This window comes from Ruminiclostridium cellobioparum DSM 1351 = ATCC 15832, from assembly GCF_000621505.1.
GTDB lineage: Bacteria > Bacillota > Clostridia > Acetivibrionales > DSM-1351 > Ruminiclostridium > Ruminiclostridium cellobioparum.
In genome coordinates, this window is record NZ_KK211298.1 from 29305 (window position 1) to 52490 (window position 23186).

Genomic DNA, 23186 nt, shown 5'->3' on the forward strand with positions numbered 1-23186 from the left:
TGTATCAAATGGAACTTATAAAATCCAATCAAAATCAAAAACTGAAAGCTGTAACAAGATTTGCCAAGGAAAACTTCGTAATTATTGCATTTGCAATTTTGCTGATATATGGATCACTTGCTTCGCCTGCCTTTTTAACTGTCAGCAATATTAAAACGGTACTTCTTCAGAATTCTATTTATGCGATATGTGCTATCGGTATGCTGCTGATAGTCATAACCGGAGGAATTGATCTGTCGGTAGGTTCGTTTGTTGTGGTATCGGTGTGCTTCACAGCCGGTTTCATACAGGACGGGCATGGAATATTGGCAATAATTTTTGTAATTTTATTATGTATTGTGTTTGGAATTGTTTCGGGGATATTGGTGGCATATGCCAAAGTTGCCCCGTTTATTGCAACTCTTGCAATGATGACCATTTTAAAAGGTATTGCCTACATGTATCAGGTAGGGCAAAACAGAAGAATAGACGGAACATTTCTTCCTAAATTCATACAGGGAAATCTTTGGGGCATTCCAATTCCGGTTATTATACTTGCATTGATTTTTGTAGTGTTTGCAGTAATTTTAAGAAAAACCAAATATGGCCGGGGTATTTATGCTATTGGAGGAAATGCCGAGACTGCAAGGCTTGCAGGAATAAACGTTAAAAAATATCTCATAATAACCTATGCCCTGGGCGGACTGCTCTTCGGCATAGCAGGAATGATTCTGGCAGGCAGGCTCAGCATGGGAACGGCAACAGTCGGAGAGGGCTATGAACTTGATGCCATTGCAGCCGTTGTTGTGGGCGGTGCAAGCTTATCCGGCGGTGTGGGCAGTGTTACGAAAACCCTGATAGGTGCATTCCTGATGGGGGTTCTGATAAATATAATGAACCTCATGGGTATAGCATCATATCCGCAGATGATATTAAAGGGCGTTATTATAGTGTTCGCAGTTTTAGCCAACAGGGACAATTAATATATAATCGGATAAAAATGTATTGGAGCGGAGGTATGGCTTTGATAGACAATAAGTACCTGAACAGCAGTAGTGAGGAACTAAACCAGGTTACAGGAACTATATCGGATATTGAAAGGTATGCAATCAACGACGGTTTTGGGTTGAGAACCACTGTTTTCCTGAAAGGCTGCCCGCTCAGGTGCAAGTGGTGCAGTAACCCCGAAACCCAGAAATTTCACCAGGAAATGGTATTTTTTCAGGATAAGTGCATAGGCTGCGGAGCCTGTGTAAGGCTATGTGAATACGGGGCACTGGATAACGGTCTTATTGCCGACAGAAGTATTTGCGATTCATGCAATAAGAGAGAAAAAGCTTTTAAATGTATTGAAAAATGCTATCCCAAATGCCGTAAAATAGTCGGTGATAAAATGACGGTTAAAGAGGTAGTTGATATTGTAAAGAGGGATATGCCCTTTTACGAAATGAGCGGCGGCGGAGTCACCTTGTCGGGCGGAGAACCCATGTCACAGCCGGAATATGCATATGCTCTTCTGAAGTCCTTCTGCGAAAACTGGATTGATACTGCCATTGAAACCTGCGGAGCAGGGGAAAAACATGACTATGAGCTGGTGGCGCCATATTTGAAATTTGTATTTATGGACCTTAAATCCTGTGACAGCAGCAGGCATCTGGAATGGACGGGCTCCGACAACAGCAGGATAAAGGAAAACATCATTCTTATGGACACACTGGCGGCCAGGTACGGCTATGATCTTATCATAAGAACACCTGTAATACCGGGCTTTAATGACAGTGAGGAAGAAATCGGAAATATAGCAAGGTTTGTATCGGAAAATTTAAAAAATTACAAGGGGATGGAACTGCTGCCGTATCATAAACTCGGCAGGGGCAAATACACCAGTCTCGGCCGGGAATATCAGCTGGCTGATGCTGCAGTGCCGTCCGATGCAAGGATGCTGGAATTAAATAAAATATTAAATGAGTATAATATCCATATTTATAAATTTTAATGGGATGCATGTATACCCTATGGTTTTATTGCCTGAAGGACAACAACGGACAAAGGTAATAATGCCATAGGGTGTTTTATTTTGATAAAAACACCGGGTGGTATCCGTTAACATAATCGATACCTGTTTTTGTAGCCATATCAGTCAATCCGGCATATTTTATAATTATAATATGGTGGCTTAGGGGAAAAATTATGAAAAGGAGAAGAAATCCTGGCAGTTTGAACAGAAGGAAGCCCGAAGTAGCAAATGTTCAACCGGGAGAACCGGTTGGCAAAGCACCGGATACTGGGAGCGCAGATATAGTTGAGACAGCAAGCGTATTTACCAATCAGGTTAACGGCTATGAATGTGAGGAGTATACTAGAGGTAACAAATCCAGCAAATGTAATAAGTGTAAATACAACTGTGAAACAATATGCTGCAAATATGGTGATTGCGACTGTTGTAATTTTGCCTGTGCCAGCGATAAGGAATTGCTTATAAGGATTATTTGTCTTTTAATCAATAAGGAATATGGCCTTAAAGCAATAGAACAAAAAATTAGAAATTCTGAAGAAAATGAGGATAAAAAGAATATAGAGTCAATTACCGATCTCCTGGAGAGAGCCATAGTAGGTCTGGGAGAAACTGCGGTGGGAGCTGTTAAAAAAGCAGTTGACGCAGCCGGAACGATGACGGATATAACACATGGATTGGCAAATATAGCTGCAGGAGCAGCCGGAACAGCAGGGGCATTGGCGTTAACATCCAGTGGATTAGCGAATGTATCTGCGGGAACAGCCTTAACAGCAGGGGCGGCGGCGAGTACAGTACATGGAGTAGTGGAAGTACCAGCGGCGACAGTCTTAACAGCGGGAACAGTAGCAGATACAGTAGCAGAAACTGCAGGCCTGGCAGCGGCAGGGGCAGCCACAGTGGGAGTGGCAGGAGACATAGCGGCAGAAACCGCAGGCTTGGCGGCAGCGGGAGCAGCAACTGTGGGAGTGGCGGGAGACATAGCGGCAGAAACCGCGGGCCTGGCAGCAGCGGGAGCAGCCACCGCAGGAGCGGCAGCAGACATACTGGCAGAAGAGGCTGGAGCAGCCGCAGCAATATCGGGTACACAGGCAAGTTTGGCCGACATAGTGGAAGGAGAAGCAGCCACAGCCGCTGCCGTATCGGGAACTATAGCAAGTGCGGCAGAAACAGTCAACGGAGCGGCCGCGACATCAGCCGCCATATCCGGAACGGTAGCCGCCATATCCGGAACGGTAGCCGGTATAGCCGGGACGGCAGCCGGAGCAGCTCAAACCGCCGCAGGAGCGGCCGCAACATCCGCCGCAGCTTCCGGGACGGTAGCTGATATAGTCGAAACAGCCGCAGGAGCGGTCACAACAGGACCGGTTACTGCCGGCGCTGATGCCGGCACTGTCCAGGTGTGGGTACTTAACAATAACAATGAAGCAACAGGAGTAATTGATATTATCATGTACAATATGACGGTTACTCCCAAAACCGGTTACTACAGGAATAGTTCTGCAGTACCGGCCAGAAGCTCGGTTTTCTTCACCATCGCCTCGGTACCTGCCGCATATGAAGTACAGATAAGGGGACTGGCACGCAATATAATTGCATATGCGGTTTCTCTGAATGGAATGAAAGACAGTTTAAATATGCAGGTACCTGTTGAAGCCAGGATTTTGTTCATGTATCCCTAGTGGTCTGTAACATCTAAATTCATATATTGCCGGCGGTTGAATTTCCCCGGGACTGCGTTGTCGTCAGTTGAGTTTCCGGGGAAAATTCATTTGTATTCTATTTTTGGGGCTTATCATATATAATATAGCAGGATGATCTGTTTTCATCATAAGAATTATATTCCGGAGGCGGCCCCATGAACCTGACAACAACACGTGTAAATTACAGACTGTTTGAGAAAGAGGATTTTGATATTTTTTATTCTGTTTTTTCAAATAAGGATATTATGAGATATGCATGGATAGATGAATTTAACAGTGAGCAGGAAATACTTCCGTTTTTTGAAGACTTCCTAAGTGTGGAAGATATGCCCAACAGGAATAACTCCTATGCTTTTGCAGCCTTCTCAAAAGAAGATAACAGTTTTATCGGTTTTGCTGATATACAGATACACAGCCGGAATGATGGGGGAGGCTGCGGCGAAATAGGGTACTTTCTGATGCAGGAGTTCTGGGGAAAGGGCTATGCCACTGAAGTGGCGGGCGCAATGACGGATTTCGGCTTCGAATGCCTGAAACTTCATAAGGTCTGTGCCCGCTGTAACGCCAATAACTTCAGATCGGAAAATATTATGAAGAAATTGGGAATGACTCTGGAAGGCCAGCTGAGAAAAGTAAGATATAAACGCGGAGACTGGGATGATGAAAAGTATTATGGGATACTCCGCGAGGAATGGCAGTCAAAAAAAGGGTAGCTATTCTTTCATATTTTCAGTGCACTTCGGACATATTCCGAGAAATTCAAGACTGTGCCCCGTTATTGCAAAGCCGGTTTTACGTGTCAGATACTCTTCCATATTGGTCAGCGGACATTCATCAATGGGTACGGTTTTACTGCACAAGGTACAGACAAGCTGATGCTTGTGCTGGTGATTGTTTATCTGGTAATAGGTCTTGCCGTCCTGGCTTAAATTTTTAAGCAGTATTCCCTTATCCGAAAGTGTTCCCAGAGTGCGGTAGGCTGTGGAAAGACTCAGATGAACATCCTTCACAACAATAGAATATATATCCTCGGCTGTCATTGGCACCGAGGATTTCTCCAATAATTTCAATATTGCCAGACGGCTTTTTGTGGTTTTTAGATCCGTTGCCTTCAAAATGTTTTCCTTCATTGGAATTCCCCTTCAATCGATTAAATGGCGGTAAATAAATATATACCACTCCAATTTTTATATGTCAATCAACTTGAGGTTATCCCTGAACGGGTACCTGTTCATAAATAACCCTCACATTTATACCCTGGTTATAGTTGCCGAAATTTTTGCCGAAAATTGTAAGTCCTCCCACATGGGCGGCTTCTTCAGGGACCGACATTCTAAAAAACAAATCGCTTTTATAAGTCAGATTCAGGTCTTCCAGCGTAATGGGGGAGATCTGAAGGCCGTCTATAAAGGTTCCGAATTTATTTACTGTCAAAAGCTTTAAAAGCCCATACTGATTCCAGACAGAAAACCACCAGGAGGGTGTGAGTATACCTTTGGTGTCGGCATAATCGCCGGGGCTGGTCCAACTGCCTAAATGTACGTTGTTTATGCAGAAGTTGACGTCCGAGGGCCAGTTGCTGCAGTTCCCGGGTGCTTCGGAACTGATTTCCATGGATATCTGGATTTCAGAGAAATCCTGTCCGGGTTTCAGATAATTAGGTATCCTGTATTCCACATATCCTTTTGTAAACCACAAAATATCGCTGTTTATTCTCTCGGGGTCGGCAAAATAGCTGGGATTGTCAACTTCACCGATTAGTTTATATTGTGTAGCCAGGCCGCAGGTTGGAAAAATCTCGTAAGAGGAGTAATGACCCACTCCGATTTCAAGTTCATAGGAATTGGCAACCTCCTGCTGGGCTATGTCTATAACAAATTTATCCTCATGCAGTGCACATATTTTTTGGATACCGTGTTTTGCTGTCAGAGTAGAGATTTTTATCAGACCACATTCCTGTAACTTTTTAATATGCATAGTAACCGCACCGTTTGTAAGATTTAACTTTTCAGCGATATCATTCATATTCAGCTGTTTATGTTCAGCCAGGAGATCAATAATCTCAATCCTTATATCGGAGCTCAATGCTTTGAATATAGGAAGGCTGTCTTTAAGTTTAGTAATGTGAATCATTTTAGTCTCCTTGTAATATTTAAAAATTAAATATTCTCAAATATAGCTAATAATATTCTAACATAAATAAGTAAAAGGTAAACAGTTCAATAATGCTGTCTAAAAATATGTTGAATATTGGTTTGAATTCATTAAATTAGTTTATAAAATGCTAAAACATTCCATGGAATATCCGTAATAATTTATTTTGTCTTTCAATTCATGCCTCAATATTTATTATATAACATAAGCTTATAAATAGAAAGATAATGATTTAGTGTTTTATAAACTATTACCGAAAATTCAGGACTATATTAAGAAAATGTAAAATAAAGCGCAAATAATTACCTAAATATGTAATATTGGGCGAATATTTTATATTAGTTTAAAATATTATATAAAAATTTAAATTTTTATATTGACAGGCTTTTGTAAAAAAGAGATAATAAACACATAAAATATTGAACAAAAATTGTGAAACTTTTTATAAAATACGTAATTTCATATTCTAAATTGTTCTAAATGGGATAATATTAATATAAAACTGTTATTGTTTTAATAAAATATAAACTAATTCAAATTATTTTAAATTATTGATTTAAGGAGAAAATACATTAGAGAATAAATTAATTAATTTGAAATCTACATGTTAATCAACGCTTTCCAGTGAAACTCTTCCGGTGTAAAAAAAATCATCAGTAAAAGCAAATATTGGACTGAATTAAAATGCAGTTTAATTATGAACCAAAGTGAGAAAAGTTATTATTTGATTGTGCGTGTACATAATGATATTAACACAAGCAGATTATGGTCTTTCTCATGATTAAAGTTCAGGTTAAATATAAAAAATAATTTAGAGGAGGATATTTTTTATGAAAAGAATTCTTTGTTTGACGCTTGCGGTATGCATGATGGCGGTATTTGCTCTGACAGGCTGCGGCAGTTCTTCCGGCCCGGCAGATTCAACAGCTGCGGCTTCCAGCTCGGCTGCGGTGCAAACCCAGCAATTAGGCTCAAATGCAGGTGCAAATGCAACAGAAATGAACTTTTGGACATTTGTTGATTTACATGGTAAACATCTGGATAAAATGTTAGGTTTGTGGAATGAGAAAAATCCTGACAAACAGATCAAGCTGAACGTTACCGTTATGCCTTACGACGATATGCATAACAAGCTTCTGATAGCCGTACAGACAGGTCAGGGTGCTCCGGATATAGCTGATATCGAGCTTGGAAAATTCCCTAACTTCCTTGAAGGAGACAACGTTCCTTTGGAAGCGTTGAATGATGTATTTGAACCCTACAAGAGCACAACCGTTCCCGCCCGTGTTGAAATTTACAGCAAAGGCGACAAGGTTTATGGATTCGACTATCACGTAGGTGCCACTCTTGCGTACTATAACACTGAAATATTGGAAAAGGCAGGTGTTGATTACAAAACTATCAAGACCTGGGATGATTATAAAAAAGCAGGAATACAGGTTTATGAAAAGACTGGAAAATATATGGGAACAGCTGATACATCAGCCACATGGCAGGCTTCATTACTCCTGGCCCAGCAGAATTCCGACTTTACAGATGACAATGGACAGCCAAAGGTCAACTCCCCTGAAATGATTAAAGCCATGGAAATGCTGGTGGATTTGCAGAAGAATAATGTTATCCACACTATTCCGGGCGGACAGCCGGATACTGAAGAAGCAAAGGGTGAATACAACAAAGGCAACTATGCAAGTGCACTAATGCCGGAATGGTTCATGTCAAGATTTATAAATGAAATGAAGGATCTTAAAGGTAAATATGCCATAGCTCCGCTGCCGGTATTTAAGGAAGGCGACCCCCGTTCGGTAGGTTTGGGCGGAACAGGTACCGTTGTTACCAAGACTGCCAAGAACGTTCAGCTTGCTAAGGAATTCGTTGCATTCGCCAAGCTTTCAAAAGAAGCTACTACTGAAATTTGGAACACTTTGGGCTTCGACCCGGTCAACATGGAAGTGTGGAACGACAAAGCCGTAACTCACAACCCTGACAACGAGTACGTTCAATACTTCAAGACCAATGCATTTGATACATTGAATGAAATCAAAAATGAAATCAAAGCCATTAAATCAGTCAAAGCTTCTCCGACTATTAATAATATCCTTTGTACGGTTACACTGAATGCTATTTTCGAGGATGGGCAGGATGTCAAGGAAGCTTTAAATGAGGCACAGGAGCAAATTACCCAGGAATTGAAGTAATAGCAGAGCATCAAGACTCATGTCTTATATATCGCATAATATGATTTAGAACTGCCATATGTTTCATGGCCGGAGGCCGCATAATCAGTGGGAGATTTATACTCGCACTGATTATGTAATTCCGGCATATGTCGGTTACTTTATCACGAAAGGGGGAATTTGAATATGATAAAGAAGTTTGTGTATTCTCAGAAGGTTGCACCATACATTTTTGTTTTACCGTTCGTAATCATATTCTTGATATTTTGGCTGTTTCCTCTTGCTAACTCATTTGTTATGAGCTTTCAGGAGAGAATGCTGGGTCAGGATCCCAAGTGGATCGGAACGGCAAATTATACTAAACTGCTTACAGATAAAGTATTTCTTAAATCAATAACAAACAGTGTTGTTTATATGGTTGGAACTCTGATTCTATTAATACCGTTCCCCATGTTATTTGCATGTCTTATAAACAGTAAGCTTATGTGGGGAAGAGAATTTTTCAAATCATCCTTCTTCCTTCCGGCTTTAACTTCAGTTGCTGTGGCAGGTACTATTTTCCGTTTGATTTTCGGTGAAATGGAAAGCTCACTAATGAATTCAATTTTATCTCTTTTTGGAATGGGTCCTTTCAAATACCTGAAGGAGCAGAATCTAAGCATGGCCGCCTTATTGACTCTCGCCTGCTGGAGATGGACAGGGGTTAACATGTTGTATTACCTGTCCGGTTTAAAAAGTATTGACAGTGAATATTATGAAGCGGCATCGATAGATGGTGCTTCGGCCTGGCAGAAGTTCAGGGCCATTACAATGCCATTGCTGAAACCGACAACCATCTACGTTTTGACGATCAGTATCTACGCCGGTCTGGCGATGTTTACCGAAAGCCTGATGATGTTCAATGGAAACAACTCTCCGAAAAATATTGGTTTGACCATAGTCGGATATTTATATAGACAGGGTATAGAAAAAAACAAGCTGGGATATGCAGCTACGGTTGGAATTGTCCTTTTAATAGTTGCTATGACTATTAATCTGACTCAGCTCAAACTTTCAGGAACATTCAAAAAGGAGGAGGATTAATGTGAACAACCTGCAAAATACAGGCGGGACAAGGCAAAATATAATTGCAAAAGTACTCCTGCTTATATTCTTTTCAGTTTTATTCATAGTTATTATGCTTCCCTTTTATGCAGTGGCGCTTTCTTCCTTTAAACCGGGTGCCGATTTGATACGCTATGGCTTGAATTTAAGATTCGACCTGGATGTTATGAGCTTTAAGAATTTTGAATTTCTTTTTACGGGGAAACATGATTATTTTATGTGGTTTAAGAACAGTATGTTTCTTACCATCGGACAGGTGACACTCACCCTGTTCATCAGTGCTTTTGTAGCCTATGGTTTTGCAGCCTATGACTTCAAAGGACGCAATCTGCTGTTTGTCTGCGTACTGCTGATAATGATGGTGCCCTTTGAAATATTGCTGCTTCCGTTGTATTCATTGATCAATGATCTTCACATGATGAACAGTTACAGTGCCATTATAGTGCCGGGTATTGCAAATGCAGGAACCATATTCTTCTTCAGACAATACCTGAGAAGCATACCGAAGGAACTTATCCAATCAGGCAGAGTTGACGGAGCCAACGAATATCTTATATTCTTCAGGCTGATCCTGCCGGTTATGAAGCCTTCCTTTGCGGCTATGGCCATATTGAACGGTATGAACAGCTGGAACAATCTCCTGTGGCCGTTCATGGTATTGGGGGATCAGAACAAGTTTACCCTCCCGATAGGTTTGAAGACCCTGCTGACACCGTATGGCAATAACTACGACCTGTTGATTGTAGGATCTTTCTTTTCAATAATCCCTATATTCATACTGTTTGTGGCCTTCCAGAAATATTTCATTGACGGTATGACGGCAGGTGCGGTAAAAGGCTAAATTTCAGTGTCACGGACAGCTGGGGCAATGTATTGAAAATTGTGAGCCGGGAGTTCACAAACTGTTGGTTAAGGGGGCTTTCATATAAAAAAATTTATTGCAGTTATCCTGGCAGGATTATTTATTTTTAATTTAACTGCCTGCGGTGATAATGAAGATAATCTATCTGCAGCGTATCCGGAGGAACCTCCAAAAGAGACTCTGTATGACCACTCTGTGACAAGTGATGAAACAAAATGGGGCAGCCTGAATTTTCATGATCCATCCGTTATTAAAGACGGTGAGTGGTATTACACAATCTCAACGGATGTAAAGGTCGGGGGAACGCCTAAAGGCGGAATACCCATAAGAAGATCAAAGGATCTTATCAGCTGGGAATGGGTGGGCAGAGTTTTTTCAAAAGTGCCCGAGGATGCCCGCAAGTGGACCAGAGCCAGGACGCTGTGGGCACCGGATGCAATAAAGTCCGGCGACACCTTTTACCTGTACTATGCAGCCTCAAGATTCGGTACAAATCAATCCTTTATAGGACTGGCCACCGGCAAATCCATGGAGGGCCCCTGGGAATACAAAGGGGAAGTGATTAAGTCAACAAGCTCCTCCATCTGGAATGCCATCGATCCCAATCCTGTTTATGATGCGGAGGGAAACCTGTACATGTCCTTCGGCTCCTTTTTTGGCGGAATTTTCATAGTTGAAATGGATACAAGCACGGGAAAGCTCAAAGAGGGGTGCAAGCCTTCTTTGATTGCAACCAGAAGCAATAGTGTGGCCTCTGCAATTGAGGGCCCGTATATTGTCTACAATCCCGAATGTAAAAAGTATTATCTGTTTGTATCATATGATTCTCTGTCAAAGGACTACAATGTCAGGGTGGGCAGGGCTGATAAAATAACAGGACCCTATGTTGACTTTAATGGGAATGTTATGACCGATACCGGGCTGCCCCCCAATGATGTGGGCACCAAAATAATGGGCGGATACAAATTCGGCCGAAAGGACGGCTGGGTAATGCCGGGACATAACTCGGTACTGAAGGAAGGCAATGACTACTTTATTGTGCATCATGCCAGAGGAGACCGGGATACCAACTGGCCCTATCTGCACATAAGAAAAATACTCTGGTCGGATGACGGCTGGCCTCTGATATCACCTGAAAGGTATGCCGGTGAAAAAGAACAGAAGCTGAGTAAAAAACTTCTGGTTGGGGACTGGGAGGTCATTGTACTTGATAAGGACAATAACCTGCAGCTTTCCTCAAAAAAAATTACTCTGAAGTCAAACGGAAAAATTGATGACGGAACAGGCAAGAGCACCTGGGAATTCAGAGCTGATAATACTATTTGTATGAAGCTGTATGACCCGGGCAGGAAGCCGGGAGCCGAATATATTGAGCAAACTTCGAAGGTGATGCCTTCGTGGGACTGGGAAAATTGGAAAACCACTTTAGTGTATACGGGAATAGACAATTCGGGAATCTGCGTTTGGGGTAAAAAAGACTGAAAGACCATGACAACTGACAGCGGACAATTGCTATAACCGTAACATTAATAAACAGCATTGCGGGGATCAATTGATTTACAAAAATTACGATGACAAGGGTGAAAATGTAATGGCAGAAAAAATTTTAATAAAACCGGTTTTGGAGCAGAGAGCAGATCCCTGGATTTATAAGCACACAGACGGATTTTATTACTTTACGGCATCTGTGCCGGAATATGACCGGATTGAGGTCATAAAATCAAAAACTATAAGCGGTCTGGCCGGCAGCCAACCCGCCGTTGTATGGAGAAAACATAAAAAAGGTATTATGAGCGAGCATATATGGGCTCCCGAAATACACAATATCGATGGGAAATGGTATATATACTTCGCCGCCGGAGAAGCGGGAGATGCGTGGAAAATCAGGCCATATGTGCTGGAGTGCACAGGCTCCGACCCGATGACCCACATGTGGGAGGAAAAAGGAAAGATCCAGAGCGAAACAGATCCAACTGCATTTACCGACTTTTCATTGGATTCCACTACTTTCGAGCATAGGGGAAAAAGATATCTGATCTGGGCAGAAAAACGCAGAAACCTATCAAACCTGTATATTGCCGGGATGAGCAACCCCTGGACTATAGCTTCAAAGGCGGTAATGATTTCAAGTCCCTCTTACAGGTGGGAACAGATCGGCTTTCATGTAAACGAAGGGCCTGCTGTTATAAAGAGAAACGGCAGGATATTTGTCAGCTATTCCGCAAGTGCAACGGATTCAAACTACTGTATGGGTTTACTCAGTGCCGATGAAAACTCAGAGCTGCTGGAGGCCGGGTCCTGGACAAAGGCGGCAGAACCTGTATTCAAAACAAACGAAGATACAGCGCAGTATGGACCGGGGCACAACAGTTTTACAGTATCCGAAGACGGCAAAAAGGATATCCTCGTTTATCATGCCCGTACTTACAGAGAAGTGGAAGAGCCTTTGTATGACCCCAACAGGCATACGTTCACCAGGGAATTAAGATGGAATGAAGACGGTACGCCTGATTTCGGGAGACCGGGAGAACAATAAATTAAAACTGTTGATTGTACTTAAAAATAGGGGAATGTCATTTTAAATGGACATCCCTTATTTTTATTGATAGCTTAAAATAATCTGAGCAGAAATCTGGTTTCATTGTGGACAACATCATACTTTGCCACGATACCGGGAATTTTTACTATGCTGAGAAGCTTCCACATACAGTAACCAATGAAGAAATTTCATATTCTGCCGGTATACTTTTCCAGCTCCTCCAGGGGCATATCTCCATGGCTTGGATTCATAAGCGCCTCCACTCACAATATAATTTTCTTACTGCTGAGCAATTCAAGATTCCCTGAAATCAGCTCTATTCGCTGTTGTACACAGGCATAGCTTCTCAGAGGGTCCTCGGGGGTGTTCATTACATAATCCAGCATTTTGTCCACTGTGGTGGCTGCAACATGACACCTTGTGTCAGAAGAGGCATAGTAAATGAGAATATCTCCGTTAGCCCTTGCTACAGCGCCATTACAGAATACAACATTGGATACGTCACCAATACGTTCTTCACCTTCGGGGGCTATGAGGAATCCGCCCGGGCGTTTTGTGACCTGTTCCGGATGCTCAAGGTCCGACAGGAAGGCATAAACCACGTAACGCAAGCCGGCGGCGGTGTTTCGTACCCCGTGGGCAATGTGGAGCCAGCCTTTCGGTGTTTTTATGGGAGCAGGACCCTGTCCGTTTTTGACCTCTTTTATGGTGTGGTATTCCTTGCATTCCATAAGAATTTCTTCATCAATGCATGCATTCTCCATACTGTCGGTATATCCGAACCCAATACCGCCGCCTTTTCCGGTGTCGATGAAACCGTCCTGGGGCCGGGTATAGAGAGCATACCTGCCTTTGATGAATTCCGGATGAAGCACGACATTGCGCTGCTGCGGGGAGGAGGTCTTAAGGTCGGGCAGGCGCTCCCAGTCTCTCAAATCCCTTGTTCTTGCCATGCCGCATGCTGCAACGGCACTTGAAGTATCACCGGAGGGTGCGGCCGGGTCCTTCCTTTCTGTGCAGAAAAGTCCGTATATCCAGCCGTCCTCATGTTTTACAAGCCTCATATCATATACATTTACATCAGGATTTTCAGTTTCAGGCATTACAACAGGGTAGTCCCAAAACTTGAAGTTGTCTATTCCGTTATCACTTTCGGCCACGGCAAAGAAGGATTTCCTGTCGGTGCCTTCCAGCCGGACCACCAGATAAATCTTTCCGTTTAATTCAATGGCTCCCGGATTGAATGCGCAGTTGACACCAATTCGTTCCATGAGATACGGATTTGTGTTGTGGTTTAAATCGTATCTCCAGAACAGAGGGGTATGTTCATTGGTGATTACAGGATATTGGTATCTGTCAAAAATACCGTTTCCCCCTTTTAATTTTGAATTTTTCCTGCCTGTCAGACTGTTATGCTCCTGTACCAGATAACGGAGCCTCTCATCAAATACCATAATTTTCTCTCCATGACCATAAAATATTTTGTTTACTTTAAGGGATATACTTACCCAGTCTTTCTATCATTTCAAAACACATCCGGCTGTTGTGGTAGGGACATTTCCAGGGCCCGGCTTTCTGATCTCCGATGATCCGGGAACCGTCGGCTGTGGTTCCCCAGAACCATTCACCGTTTACCCTGTCGATAATATGCTTATCAATGAATTCCCACATGCTGCAGGCTGCATCCAGGTAGCAGTTTTCTCCTGTGAGCTGATAGGCATTGGTGAAACCCACTACGGCTTCTGCCTGTGGCCACCACTCCTTAAAATCTTCCAGTGAACCGTTTTCCAGCTCATAAAAAAGTCCTCCGTTGATTCTGTCCATGCCGTCGGAAAATACCTTTCTGGCCATTAAAACGGATATCAACCGCACTCTTGAGAGCAAGGCCTCATTTCCAAGCACTTCTGCGGCCTCATACAACAGCCAGCTGCCCTCGATATCATGTCCGTAGGAAACAGCTTTGGAAAGGGAGGTCCAGCTCCTGTCAAAGAAAAGCCGGAATTGAAAGGTGAGAGGATCGATGATGTGGTCAATGGTGACATTTATCAACTCCCGGAGACTTCTTTCCAGGCTTTTGTCCTTCCACACCCTGTAGAGATTTGTGTAGGCCTCCAGCACATGCAAATGAGTGTTCATGGATTTTTCAGCATTCATATCCTTACCGCTTAAACTCATGTGGGGTGTAGGTGACCAGTCTCTTGCACGGGCCTCCACGTAACCTTTTTGGCCGGCATCATAAATATTGTTTTCTATTGAATGGTACAGCCGTACAGCATGATCCAGACTTTCTTTTATGCCGGCAGCCCTGTAGAATTCCGACAGGCCGTATATTGCAAAAGCAATGGAGTAGGTCTGCTTTTTTGTATCAACAGGGTTCCCTTTGTAATCCAGCATCCAATACACACCTGAATATTTATCGTCCACAAAGTGTTTGATTATATAGTCGTAAGCTCTTTTTGCCATGACAAGATACTTTTCATCCCTATAATATCTGTAGGCTGCGGAGAAAGTCCACAGTATCCTGAAATTGAGGACCGAGGCCTTGTCATGTCTTATATCGGGAGACAGGTCGTTGGATATATAACCGTAAAAGCCGCCGTTTTGAACGTCAACTGAATGATTGATCCAGAACTCCAGAATATTATTCTTGAGTTCATGCTCAAATCCGCTTGCGAGATTTTTAATATCATGCTTCTCCATATTGACCTCCTAAGCCATATTATGGCTTGAGCCGCATGGCGGCCGCAAAATGAATGAAATTTGTTCGCTCCTCTACCGCTATAAGGCTAATAAAGGAGGTTAATTTGCAATACTTCACTATCTGTATTCCTCGGAGTCCCCTGCCGCAAGCTCGGAATTTGCTTTTATAAAGCCGAGCAATTCATCTGCTTTGGCATATGCCAGGGCTGAATAGGTGTCGGCAGCACCGTAATATATGGCGATTCTCCCGGTGTCGGCATCCGTCAGGGCTGCGCAGGGGAATACGACATTGGGGACAAAACCCGCGGTTTCATAAGGTCTTTCAGGAGTCAGCAGGTAATCCCTGGTACGGTATAAAACCCTGGAGGGATTGTCTGTATCGAGAAGTGCCGCTCCGAAGCTGTAAACAAAACCGTTGCAGGTGCCGGACACGCCGTGGTATAGCAGCAGCCAGCCTTCGGTAGTTTCTATGGGGACAGCTCCGGCTCCTATTTTGACACTTTGCCACCAGCCCGAGCCTCCCTTTTGCATCACCCGTCTGTGCCGTCCCCAATGGATCATATCCGGGCTCTCACTGAGAAAGATATCTCCGAAGGGTGTATGCCCGCTGTCGCTGGGCCTGCTGAGAAGCAGGTACTTTCCGTTTATCCTTCTCGGAAACAGAACACCGTTCCTGTTGAAGGGGATAAAAGGGTTCTCGAGGCGTATGAATTCCCTGAAGTCCCTGGTCATTCCCAGACCAAGGGCGGCTCCGCCGAAATCAGTGCACCAGATGATGTAATATGTACCTTCCACTTCTACAAGCCGTGGATCATAAGAATAGTTGGGCTGATAGGGTTTACCGTCACTGTCCTGCCATCGTATGGGTTCATCTTCAATTTTCCAGCTGAGGGCATCGTGACTGAAACCCACATGAATACGGGCTTTACCGTCTTTGTGATCTGCTCTGAAGATCCCTGCAAAGCCGCTGCCCCAGGGAACAACCGAACTGTTATATACTCTTGCCGTGCTTGAAGTAGGATTCCAATTGATGATGGGATTTCCCGAATGTCTCCAGACAACTCCTCCGAAACCTTCGGGTTTTTCCTCCCAGGGGATATTTTTTAAAGCTTTGCCAATAATTTTCATTACAGCCCTCCTTAAAAAAATAATATTATATATTCATTAATATTTAAATTGTGTAACATGAAATATTAATATATGTAATATTATAATACTTAAAAATCTTAAAAATGTAAAGTAAAAATAACATTATATGTAATATTACAAAATGCTTTGAATAAAGCACTATTTATGCTATAATTCAATACATAATTACGAAGGAAGCATCAAATATTCACACCAATCTTGAGTCTGGAGGAAGTATGCCAAAAAAAGTAACAATGGATTCCATTGCATTAAAACTGGGCATTTCTAAAAATACAGTTTCACTTGCACTCCGCGGCATGCCCGGAATAAGTGAGGCAACAAGAAAAAACATTGAGGCTGCTGCAGAAAGCATGGGCTACAAATATAAAAGCAATGCCCGGCAGCAGACAACACGAAACCTCTGCCTGGTTATTGCCAAAAGCACCCGGGATTCAATAGGATTTTTCAGTTTCATACAGCTGGGAATTGAGGATGAAGCAAAGAAGAACAACGTTAATACCATCATACACTACTATGACGAAAAAGATGAAATATTTGAAATACCAAACTGTGTGAAAGACGGTATGGTTTCAGGTATAATAACTCTTGGCAGGATTTCCCGCAAGACCATCAATGCTATAATAACCTATGATCTGCCCGTTGTTATGGTGGATAATTATTTTGACGATCTGGTTATGGACTGCGTATTGACGGATAATCAATGCGGAGGTTATCTTGCCGCTGAACACCTGATAAACTGCGGACATACAAAGATCGGTTTTTTAGGGAATATTTATGCCTCTGTCAGCTTTTATGACAGGTATCAGGGATACTTAAAGGCGTTGAGAGAATACGGGCTCCATTATAACCCCGGGTACTCGGTAATTGACCTCAAGCTCGAAAATGTTGTCAATGAAGAAATAGCATTGATAATTGAGGGGATGAAAGCCGGAGAGGGGATTCCCACAGCGTTTTTCTGCTGTAATGATGCCGAAGCTCTTGTCATACTGAAGGTTTTATCAAACATGGGAATAGCAGTACCCGAGGAAGTGTCCGTTATGGGTTTTGACGACATAGAGACATCACGGAGTGTAACTCCGGAGCTTTCAACCATGAGGGTACAGAAAGAAATGATGGGCAGAAGGGCCGTATGTAAACTGCTGCAAAAAATGAGTGGCATTGAAGAACCCACGGAAAAGATACTGTTATCCGCAAATATAATTAGCAGGAACTCTGTAAGGAAGCTGGATAAATACAGCCCCGGCGGCGCGAACTTGTAAAATATACGTTTAATCCGGCTTTGGACTATAGAAAATATAGTTGGATTACGCGGCCTTTAGTATCCGGTCAGCAGCTTGAGTACAACCTTTGCCGTACCTGGGCCGGTCATCGGCACTTATACTGATTAAAGCAATTGTTAAAAGTTCAAAAACAAATCAATGGTTCAGTGGTGTAATAAGGTAATATTTTATAGAAAAGGGAGAGGTTTGTCATGAATTATAATGATTTTGGAAAAACAGGTGAAAAAGTATCCTCACTGGGATTCGGCTGCATGCGTCTGCCTGAATACCAGGAAAACGAAAAATGGTTTATTGATCAGGATAAAGCATCCGAGATGATAGGCTATGCGTTTGAAAACGGTGTAAATTATTTCGATACCGCACCTTATTACTGCAATAAAAACAGCGAAGAAGCGCTGGGTAAGGCAGTAAAAAAATTCCGCAGCAAGGTCATGCTCTCCACAAAAATACCCTTGGAAGTGGTAAAAGGGCCTTCGGATTACCGGAAAACCCTTGAGGCAAGCTTAAAGAGAATGGATACCGATTATGTTGATTTCTATCATTTCTGGGGTATTAACAAAGGCTCTTTTGATAACATTATCATGCAGCATGATTTGCTGCTTGAAGCGCAAAAAGCCAAAGAGGAAGGCTTGATCCGCCACATCTCCTTCTCTTTCCACGATGAACCCCAGAGCATAAAATACATAATTGACGGTTCCATCAAGCGTGGCATTTCAATGGAAACAATGCTTGTACAGTACAATCTGCTTGACCGCAGCAATGAAGAAATGCTGGCATATGCAGCGTCAAAGGGTCTGGGTACTGTTGCAATGGGGCCTGTGGGCGGCGGAAGACTTTCAGCACCTACCGACTTGTATACAAAGCTGACCGGAAAACCTGCAATTGCCACATATGAGCTTGCTTTTAAATTTGTACTGGGAAATCCCAATCTAAGCTGTGCATTATCCGGAATGGAGACTCTGGACATGGTTCAGAAAAATGTTAAGATCGGAAATGATCCGGCCGTGCTCTCCGAAATGGAATGGGAGCAGCTTGGGAAAGCCATGGAGCAGCTCAAAAAATTCAGTGAATTGTACTGTACGGGTTGTAAGTACTGTCAGCCCTGTCCCTCTGAAATCAAAATTCCTGACATATTTAATTTCTATAACAACCATAATGTTTATGGCTTAACGGAAACAGCAAAAAACCAATTTGCGGGCTACAGGAAAGATGGCGGAAAAGCAATATCCGACTGCATAGACTGCGGGGTCTGTGAAAAAAAATGTCCTCAGCATCTTAAAATCCGGGATGAGCTTGCACGTGTTGAAAAGATACTGCTTTCACTTTAAGAAACTTTCTGGCGGCTCATTGAATGGGATAATTTACAACGAATCAGATATTTTATAATATGTTTACGGTTTGGAGGCTGTTTATGCAGATACTTGTTGATGCTGACGCATGTCCGGTTAAAGATATAATAGTGAGAACTGCAAAAAAGTACAAGGTTCCGGTGACCATGATCATTGATACAAGTCATGAGCTTTCGGACGGCTACAGTACTGTGATCACTGTAGACAAAGCAAGGGACAGTGTGGATATAAAGCTTATAAACCTGTTGAAGCGCGAAGACATTGTGGTTACACAGGATTACGGCGTTGCCGCAATGGGGCTGGGAAAGGGTGCCAGAGTATTAAATCAGAACGGACTCATCTATACCGATGATAACATTGACAGACTGCTTTTTGAAAGGCATCTGGGGCAAAAGGTCCGCAGGGCGGGAGGCAGGACCCGGCCTATAAAAAAACGTACCGGAGAAAATGATGAGGTGTTTGAAAAAGCGCTGGTGAGCCTTCTGGAAAGACAGAGATTGGAGGGAGGGCCGGGATGAGTCGGATAAGACCGGGAATATACAGACATTTTAAAGGAAAGGAATACAGAGTGCTATACATAGCCAGGCATAGTGAAACACTGGAGGATATGGTGGTGTATCAGGCACTTTATGGTGAAATGGGAATATGGGTTCGTCCTGCCTCCATGTGGGATGAGATGGTTCAGCGGGACGGTCAGAGCTTCAGGCGTTTTGAATACATTGGAGAGTAATATGGGGAAAGGGGTTAAAACACTATGGATATGAATACTAAGGCAATTATCGGAAAAAGAATAGACAAAACAATGAAAAATCTTGAGAAAAACAATATGCAGGTACACTATGTTGAAACAAAGGCCCAGATACCTGAAAAGGTCTGTGAACTGCTGAAGGACGGGGATACTGTCGGAGTCGGCGGTGCCATGACTCTGTTTGAAAGCGGTGTCATAGACCTGCTGCGTTCTGGAAGGTACAAATTTCTGGACAGGTATGAAGAGGGGCTCACAGGCGAGCAGATAAATAAGATATTTATTGATTCCTTTTCTGCTGATGCATATATAAGCAGTGCGAATGCCATAACCGAAAACGGGGAACTATATAATGTCGATGGCAATTCCAACAGGGTTGCGGCAATTTGTTTCGGGCCCAAATCGGTAATTATTATCGCAGGTTATAACAAACTGGTAAAGGATTTGAACGAAGCCATAATAAGGGTAAAAACTATTGCTGCTCCCGCAAACGCTACAAGACTTTCCTGCCAGACCTATTGTAAGGAAAAAGGGGAATGTATGTCCTTCAACGGCCATCCCGGCGAAATGGAAAGCGGCTGTTCGGGTCCGGCCAGAATTTGCTGCAATTATGTGGTTTCGGCTTACCAGAGGCATAAGGACAGGATTAAGGTAATCCTTGTCGGAGAGGAACTGGGCTATTGATTTACTGCCATGACAACAAGTCGGCTTGCGTATCCGGGGAGGCTTTATGATAGTATCGTCACTGACTGTTAGGCTCTATGCACCAACCTGCCATTCCCTCAAGGATAAGAGGATGATTGTGAAGAGTCTGGTGCAGCGGGCACGCAACAAATTTAATATTTCCATAGCAGAGGTGGATGAGCAGGATTACTATCAGACCATCGTAATAGGTGCTGCCTGTGTATCCGGCAGCAGAGCTCAGACCAATGCCGTACTGGGCCAGGTCCTGCGCTTCATAGAGGAGAATTCCGGCGCTGAAGTGGTGGATTTCCTGTATGAGGAGAGATAAATATTTATTTAATAACCGAACCTTTTTCCATTTTTTTTGTATATAATGTGAATACCCGGGTGATTTTGATATTAAGCTTAAAGGGCAAAAAAATACGTTATTTCTGAATTTTTACATCCCCGGCGGCTTCTCCGTGGGTTACAAAAAGCATGCATATTATTGCCAGAGCAAAGGATATTGAAGAATATACAAAAATGGCATCGTAACTGCTTACCATATCCCGGATGAAGCCGAACAGTATTGGGCTTATTATTGCCGCACTGAAGGAGAAGAAATAATAGTAGCCTGTATATCTGCCTATATCCTTCCACTGAGCCATTTCAACCACCATGGGAAGTGAGTTGATATTCACACAGGCCCAGAAGATACCTCCCAAAAGCAGAAGTATTCTCAATGCCCATATATTATCGGTAAAAAGCATCAGTGTGAATAAAAGTGTCACACCTGCAAGTCCGGCAAGGATAGTTCTTTTCCGGCCCAGCTTTGAGGAAATAAAGCCCGCCGGTATTGAGAAACCCAGAAAAGTCAGTGAGAACATTGCCAGCAGCAGTGAGGCATCACCGGCAGTAAGAAAATTTCCCGAAGTATCCCTCAAGGTGTTGGTAACATAAAGGCTGAAAAAGGTTTCTACTGCATTATAGCCCGTAAACCAGAACAGGATGGCAAGCAGCAGAAAAACAAGACTTTTGTTTCTTCCCGGCTCGGCCGCATGTGACCCGTCGGGACTTTTCTGAGGGAAACCATGAATTTTGGCCGGTACAGCAGATTTTTCAGGTTCAGCCGGCTCAACTGCCAATCCAGGCAGTTTATTATCCGCAAGTTCTTCTTCCAGCTCCTTGCCCGTTTTCTCCCTGACAAAAACTTTTAAAACTATAACTGCAGCGAGCATGAGAACAGCACTGGCTGCGAAGGGCAGCGGCATGCCTCCCAGCTTGAACAGCAGGCCTCCGGCAAAGAAGGAGAACAAACTTCCAAGGCCCCCCATAAAGTTGATGATCCCGTTGGCCTGGCTTCTCAGCGGAGCGGGTGTCAGATCAGGCATGAGGGCTACAACGGGGGCTCTCCAGGTGGACATTACAAAATTGAAAATTATAATGACTGCCATTAATGAAAACAGTGATTTGGTAAACGGTATGAAGGGAAAGACTACTGCGCATACGGGTATCCCCAATAATACATAGGGCATTCTCCTGCCGAAGCGGGTCCTGGTTTTGTCCGATAATGCTCCGAATACAGGCTGGAAAATCACCCCGAAGATATTGTCAAAAGTCATTACTATTCCAATCAGAGTGGTACTTGAGAGATAGTTCTTTAACAAAACCGGCACATAATTATTGTACATGGCCCATGCTATGGAGCTGGCAAAAAATCCAAAGCCTATCAGAAAGGTCTGTTTATAGTTTAGCTTCATAAGTGTTCCTCCCACTGCAATTTTCCAGATGTTTCACAGGTATGCTATTTTCAGAGGTATACTATTTCCATGGATATACCATTTTTATGGATATGCCATCACATCATGCCATCTGTCTTCTGATTTTAAAGGCTGTATCAGGATAATTTGTGATAACGGCATTAACGCCTTCCTTATACATCCATCCAAGGTGTTCGGCGGTATTTACCGTCCAGGGATTGACCAGGATACCGTTCTCCCTGCACTTTTTGACAGTATCGGGGACCGCAAGTGTATAGTAAAAGGGATGCACTGCCTCGGCCGTCAAATGGGCCGCATAGACATGGGGATCCACCATTGCCTCGGTGTACAGCAGTCCAATGGGGATTGATTTGTCGATCTGTTTTATCAGCATCAGGCTGTAGTGGTTAAATGAGGAGTAGATGACTCTTTTCTTCATGCCCGTCTTTGAAACCAGAGAGGTGACTCTCTCTTCAATGCCTTCATAATTAACCAACCCTGACTTTATTTCGATATCCACTGTCAAATCAGTACCTTTTACAAAATGCAATACCTCTTCCAGGGTAGGAATTTTGACGTTTTTATAGTTGGGGAGGTGATTTGAAAAATCATAGGACAAAAGCTCTTTTAATGTCTTGTCGATTATGCGTCCGCTGCCGTCTGAACAGCGGTCTATTGTTTCATCATGTGCAACTACCAGATGTCCGTCTTTGGTCATGTGAATATCCAGCTCAATACCGTCAGCCTGCTGCTGGTGTGCAAGCTTAAAAGCCTCCATGGTATTTTCAGGAGCATAGCCCGAAGCGCCTCTATGGGCCCAGATTAATGTCTTCATTGCAATTCACCTTCCTAAAATGATAATATGATATTATCTATTAACTATAATATATGGACATAACAAAGCTTTATATCTCACTGATGTTAATTAATATTAATTAATGTTAATTGTTATTAACATCTATTTTAGCACTTTTGCCTAAAAGTAACCACAATTAGGTAAAAACGGAA

General features: G+C 43.0%; 22 protein-coding genes. 15 read left to right on the forward strand and 7 right to left on the reverse strand.

The genetic code is table 11. The features are described 5' to 3' along the window. Window positions 1-8 precede the first annotated feature (8 nt). From T344_RS0127110 to T344_RS0127125, 4 genes are all read left to right on the forward strand, one after another. Window positions 9-962 carry an ABC transporter permease gene (locus tag T344_RS0127110; protein ID WP_004628951.1) on the forward strand — a complete coding sequence of 318 codons (954 nt, stop codon included), beginning with the start codon at window positions 9-11 and terminating at the stop codon, window positions 960-962. A 41-nt stretch (window positions 963-1003) separates the two neighbouring features. After that, on the forward strand, window positions 1004-1975 hold the full coding sequence (locus tag T344_RS0127115; protein WP_162178062.1) for a glycyl-radical enzyme activating protein: 972 nt from the start codon (window positions 1004-1006) through the stop codon (window positions 1973-1975). Between the two features lie 194 nt (window positions 1976-2169). Next, window positions 2170-3675 carry a hypothetical protein gene (locus tag T344_RS30145; RefSeq protein WP_027631311.1) on the forward strand — a complete coding sequence of 502 codons (1506 nt, stop codon included), beginning with the start codon at window positions 2170-2172 and terminating at the stop codon, window positions 3673-3675. Between the two features lie 176 nt (window positions 3676-3851). Continuing rightward, window positions 3852-4409 carry a GNAT family N-acetyltransferase gene (locus T344_RS0127125; protein WP_027631312.1) on the forward strand — a complete coding sequence of 186 codons (558 nt, stop codon included), beginning with the start codon at window positions 3852-3854 and terminating at the stop codon, window positions 4407-4409. Here the strand turns inward: T344_RS0127125 and T344_RS0127130 are convergent, their stop codons facing one another. Together T344_RS0127130 and T344_RS0127135 are read right to left on the reverse strand one after the other, a co-directional pair. After that, a complete protein-coding gene (locus T344_RS0127130; protein ID WP_027631313.1) occupies window positions 4410-4826 on the reverse strand; it encodes a Fur family transcriptional regulator in 417 nt (138 codons plus the stop codon). Window positions 4827-4905: 79 nt separating this feature from the next. Further along, window positions 4906-5829 carry an ArsR/SmtB family transcription factor gene (locus T344_RS0127135; protein WP_004628956.1) on the reverse strand — a complete coding sequence of 308 codons (924 nt, stop codon included), beginning with the start codon at window positions 5827-5829 and terminating at the stop codon, window positions 4906-4908. A gap of 851 nt (window positions 5830-6680) precedes the next feature. Between T344_RS0127135 and T344_RS0127140 the strand changes: the two genes are divergently transcribed. From T344_RS0127140 to T344_RS0127160, 5 genes are all read left to right on the forward strand, one after another. Continuing rightward, window positions 6681-8048, forward strand: a complete 1368-nt coding sequence (locus T344_RS0127140; RefSeq protein WP_027631314.1) for an ABC transporter substrate-binding protein — start codon at window positions 6681-6683, stop codon at window positions 8046-8048. Window positions 8049-8213: 165 nt separating this feature from the next. Then, entirely contained in the window at window positions 8214-9110 is an 897-nt protein-coding gene (locus T344_RS0127145) for a carbohydrate ABC transporter permease (protein ID WP_027631315.1), read from the forward strand. Between the two features lies 1 nt (window position 9111). Further along, the gene (locus T344_RS0127150; protein ID WP_027631316.1) at window positions 9112-9972 is read left to right on the forward strand and encodes a carbohydrate ABC transporter permease; all 861 of its coding nucleotides are present in this window, start codon (window positions 9112-9114) and stop codon (window positions 9970-9972) included. Between the two features lie 216 nt (window positions 9973-10188). Continuing rightward, window positions 10189-11475, forward strand: a complete 1287-nt coding sequence (locus tag T344_RS0127155) for an arabinan endo-1,5-alpha-L-arabinosidase (protein WP_242842154.1) — start codon at window positions 10189-10191, stop codon at window positions 11473-11475. Window positions 11476-11545: 70 nt separating this feature from the next. Next, entirely contained in the window at window positions 11546-12529 is a 984-nt protein-coding gene (locus T344_RS0127160) for a glycoside hydrolase family 43 protein (RefSeq protein WP_242842155.1), read from the forward strand. 266 nt (window positions 12530-12795) lie between these two features. Here the strand turns inward: T344_RS0127160 and T344_RS0127165 are convergent, their stop codons facing one another. From T344_RS0127165 to T344_RS0127175, 3 genes are all read right to left on the reverse strand, one after another. Beyond that, the gene (locus T344_RS0127165; RefSeq protein ID WP_027631319.1) at window positions 12796-13986 is read right to left on the reverse strand and encodes a glycoside hydrolase family 130 protein; all 1191 of its coding nucleotides are present in this window, start codon (window positions 13984-13986) and stop codon (window positions 12796-12798) included. A 37-nt stretch (window positions 13987-14023) separates the two neighbouring features. Continuing rightward, complete coding sequence (locus T344_RS0127170) at window positions 14024-15232, reverse strand: AGE family epimerase/isomerase (protein ID WP_027631320.1); 1209 nt, start codon at window positions 15230-15232, stop codon at window positions 14024-14026. A 117-nt stretch (window positions 15233-15349) separates the two neighbouring features. Further along, entirely contained in the window at window positions 15350-16360 is a 1011-nt protein-coding gene (locus T344_RS0127175; RefSeq protein WP_027631321.1) for a glycoside hydrolase family 130 protein, read from the reverse strand. Between the two features lie 236 nt (window positions 16361-16596). Here T344_RS0127175 and T344_RS0127180 point away from each other — a divergent pair, with 236 nt between their 5' ends. The 6 genes from T344_RS0127180 (at window position 16597) to T344_RS0127205 (ending at window position 20767) form a co-directional block, all read left to right on the forward strand. Beyond that, window positions 16597-17640, forward strand: coding sequence for a LacI family DNA-binding transcriptional regulator (locus T344_RS0127180; protein ID WP_027631322.1), 1044 nt, complete (start codon window positions 16597-16599; stop codon window positions 17638-17640). 212 nt (window positions 17641-17852) lie between these two features. Then, entirely contained in the window at window positions 17853-18989 is a 1137-nt protein-coding gene (locus T344_RS0127185; protein ID WP_027631323.1) for an aldo/keto reductase, read from the forward strand. A gap of 83 nt (window positions 18990-19072) precedes the next feature. After that, entirely contained in the window at window positions 19073-19528 is a 456-nt protein-coding gene (locus T344_RS0127190; protein WP_027631324.1) for a YaiI/YqxD family protein, read from the forward strand. Then, a complete protein-coding gene (locus tag T344_RS0127195; RefSeq protein WP_027631325.1) occupies window positions 19525-19740 on the forward strand; it encodes a DUF1653 domain-containing protein in 216 nt (71 codons plus the stop codon). The genes T344_RS0127190 and T344_RS0127195 overlap by 4 nt, the downstream gene beginning before the upstream one ends. Window positions 19741-19764: 24 nt before the next feature. Beyond that, window positions 19765-20439, forward strand: a complete 675-nt coding sequence (locus T344_RS0127200; protein ID WP_027631326.1) for a lactate utilization protein — start codon at window positions 19765-19767, stop codon at window positions 20437-20439. Between the two features lie 46 nt (window positions 20440-20485). After that, entirely contained in the window at window positions 20486-20767 is a 282-nt protein-coding gene (locus T344_RS0127205; RefSeq protein WP_027631327.1) for a DUF503 domain-containing protein, read from the forward strand. Window positions 20768-20864: 97 nt separating this feature from the next. Here the strand turns inward: T344_RS0127205 and T344_RS0127210 are convergent, their stop codons facing one another. Further along, complete coding sequence (locus tag T344_RS0127210; protein WP_027631328.1) at window positions 20865-22178, reverse strand: MFS transporter; 1314 nt, start codon at window positions 22176-22178, stop codon at window positions 20865-20867. Between the two features lie 103 nt (window positions 22179-22281). Then, window positions 22282-23013 carry a glycerophosphodiester phosphodiesterase gene (locus T344_RS0127215; RefSeq protein ID WP_027631329.1) on the reverse strand — a complete coding sequence of 244 codons (732 nt, stop codon included), beginning with the start codon at window positions 23011-23013 and terminating at the stop codon, window positions 22282-22284. Window positions 23014-23186: the final 173 nt, after the last annotated feature.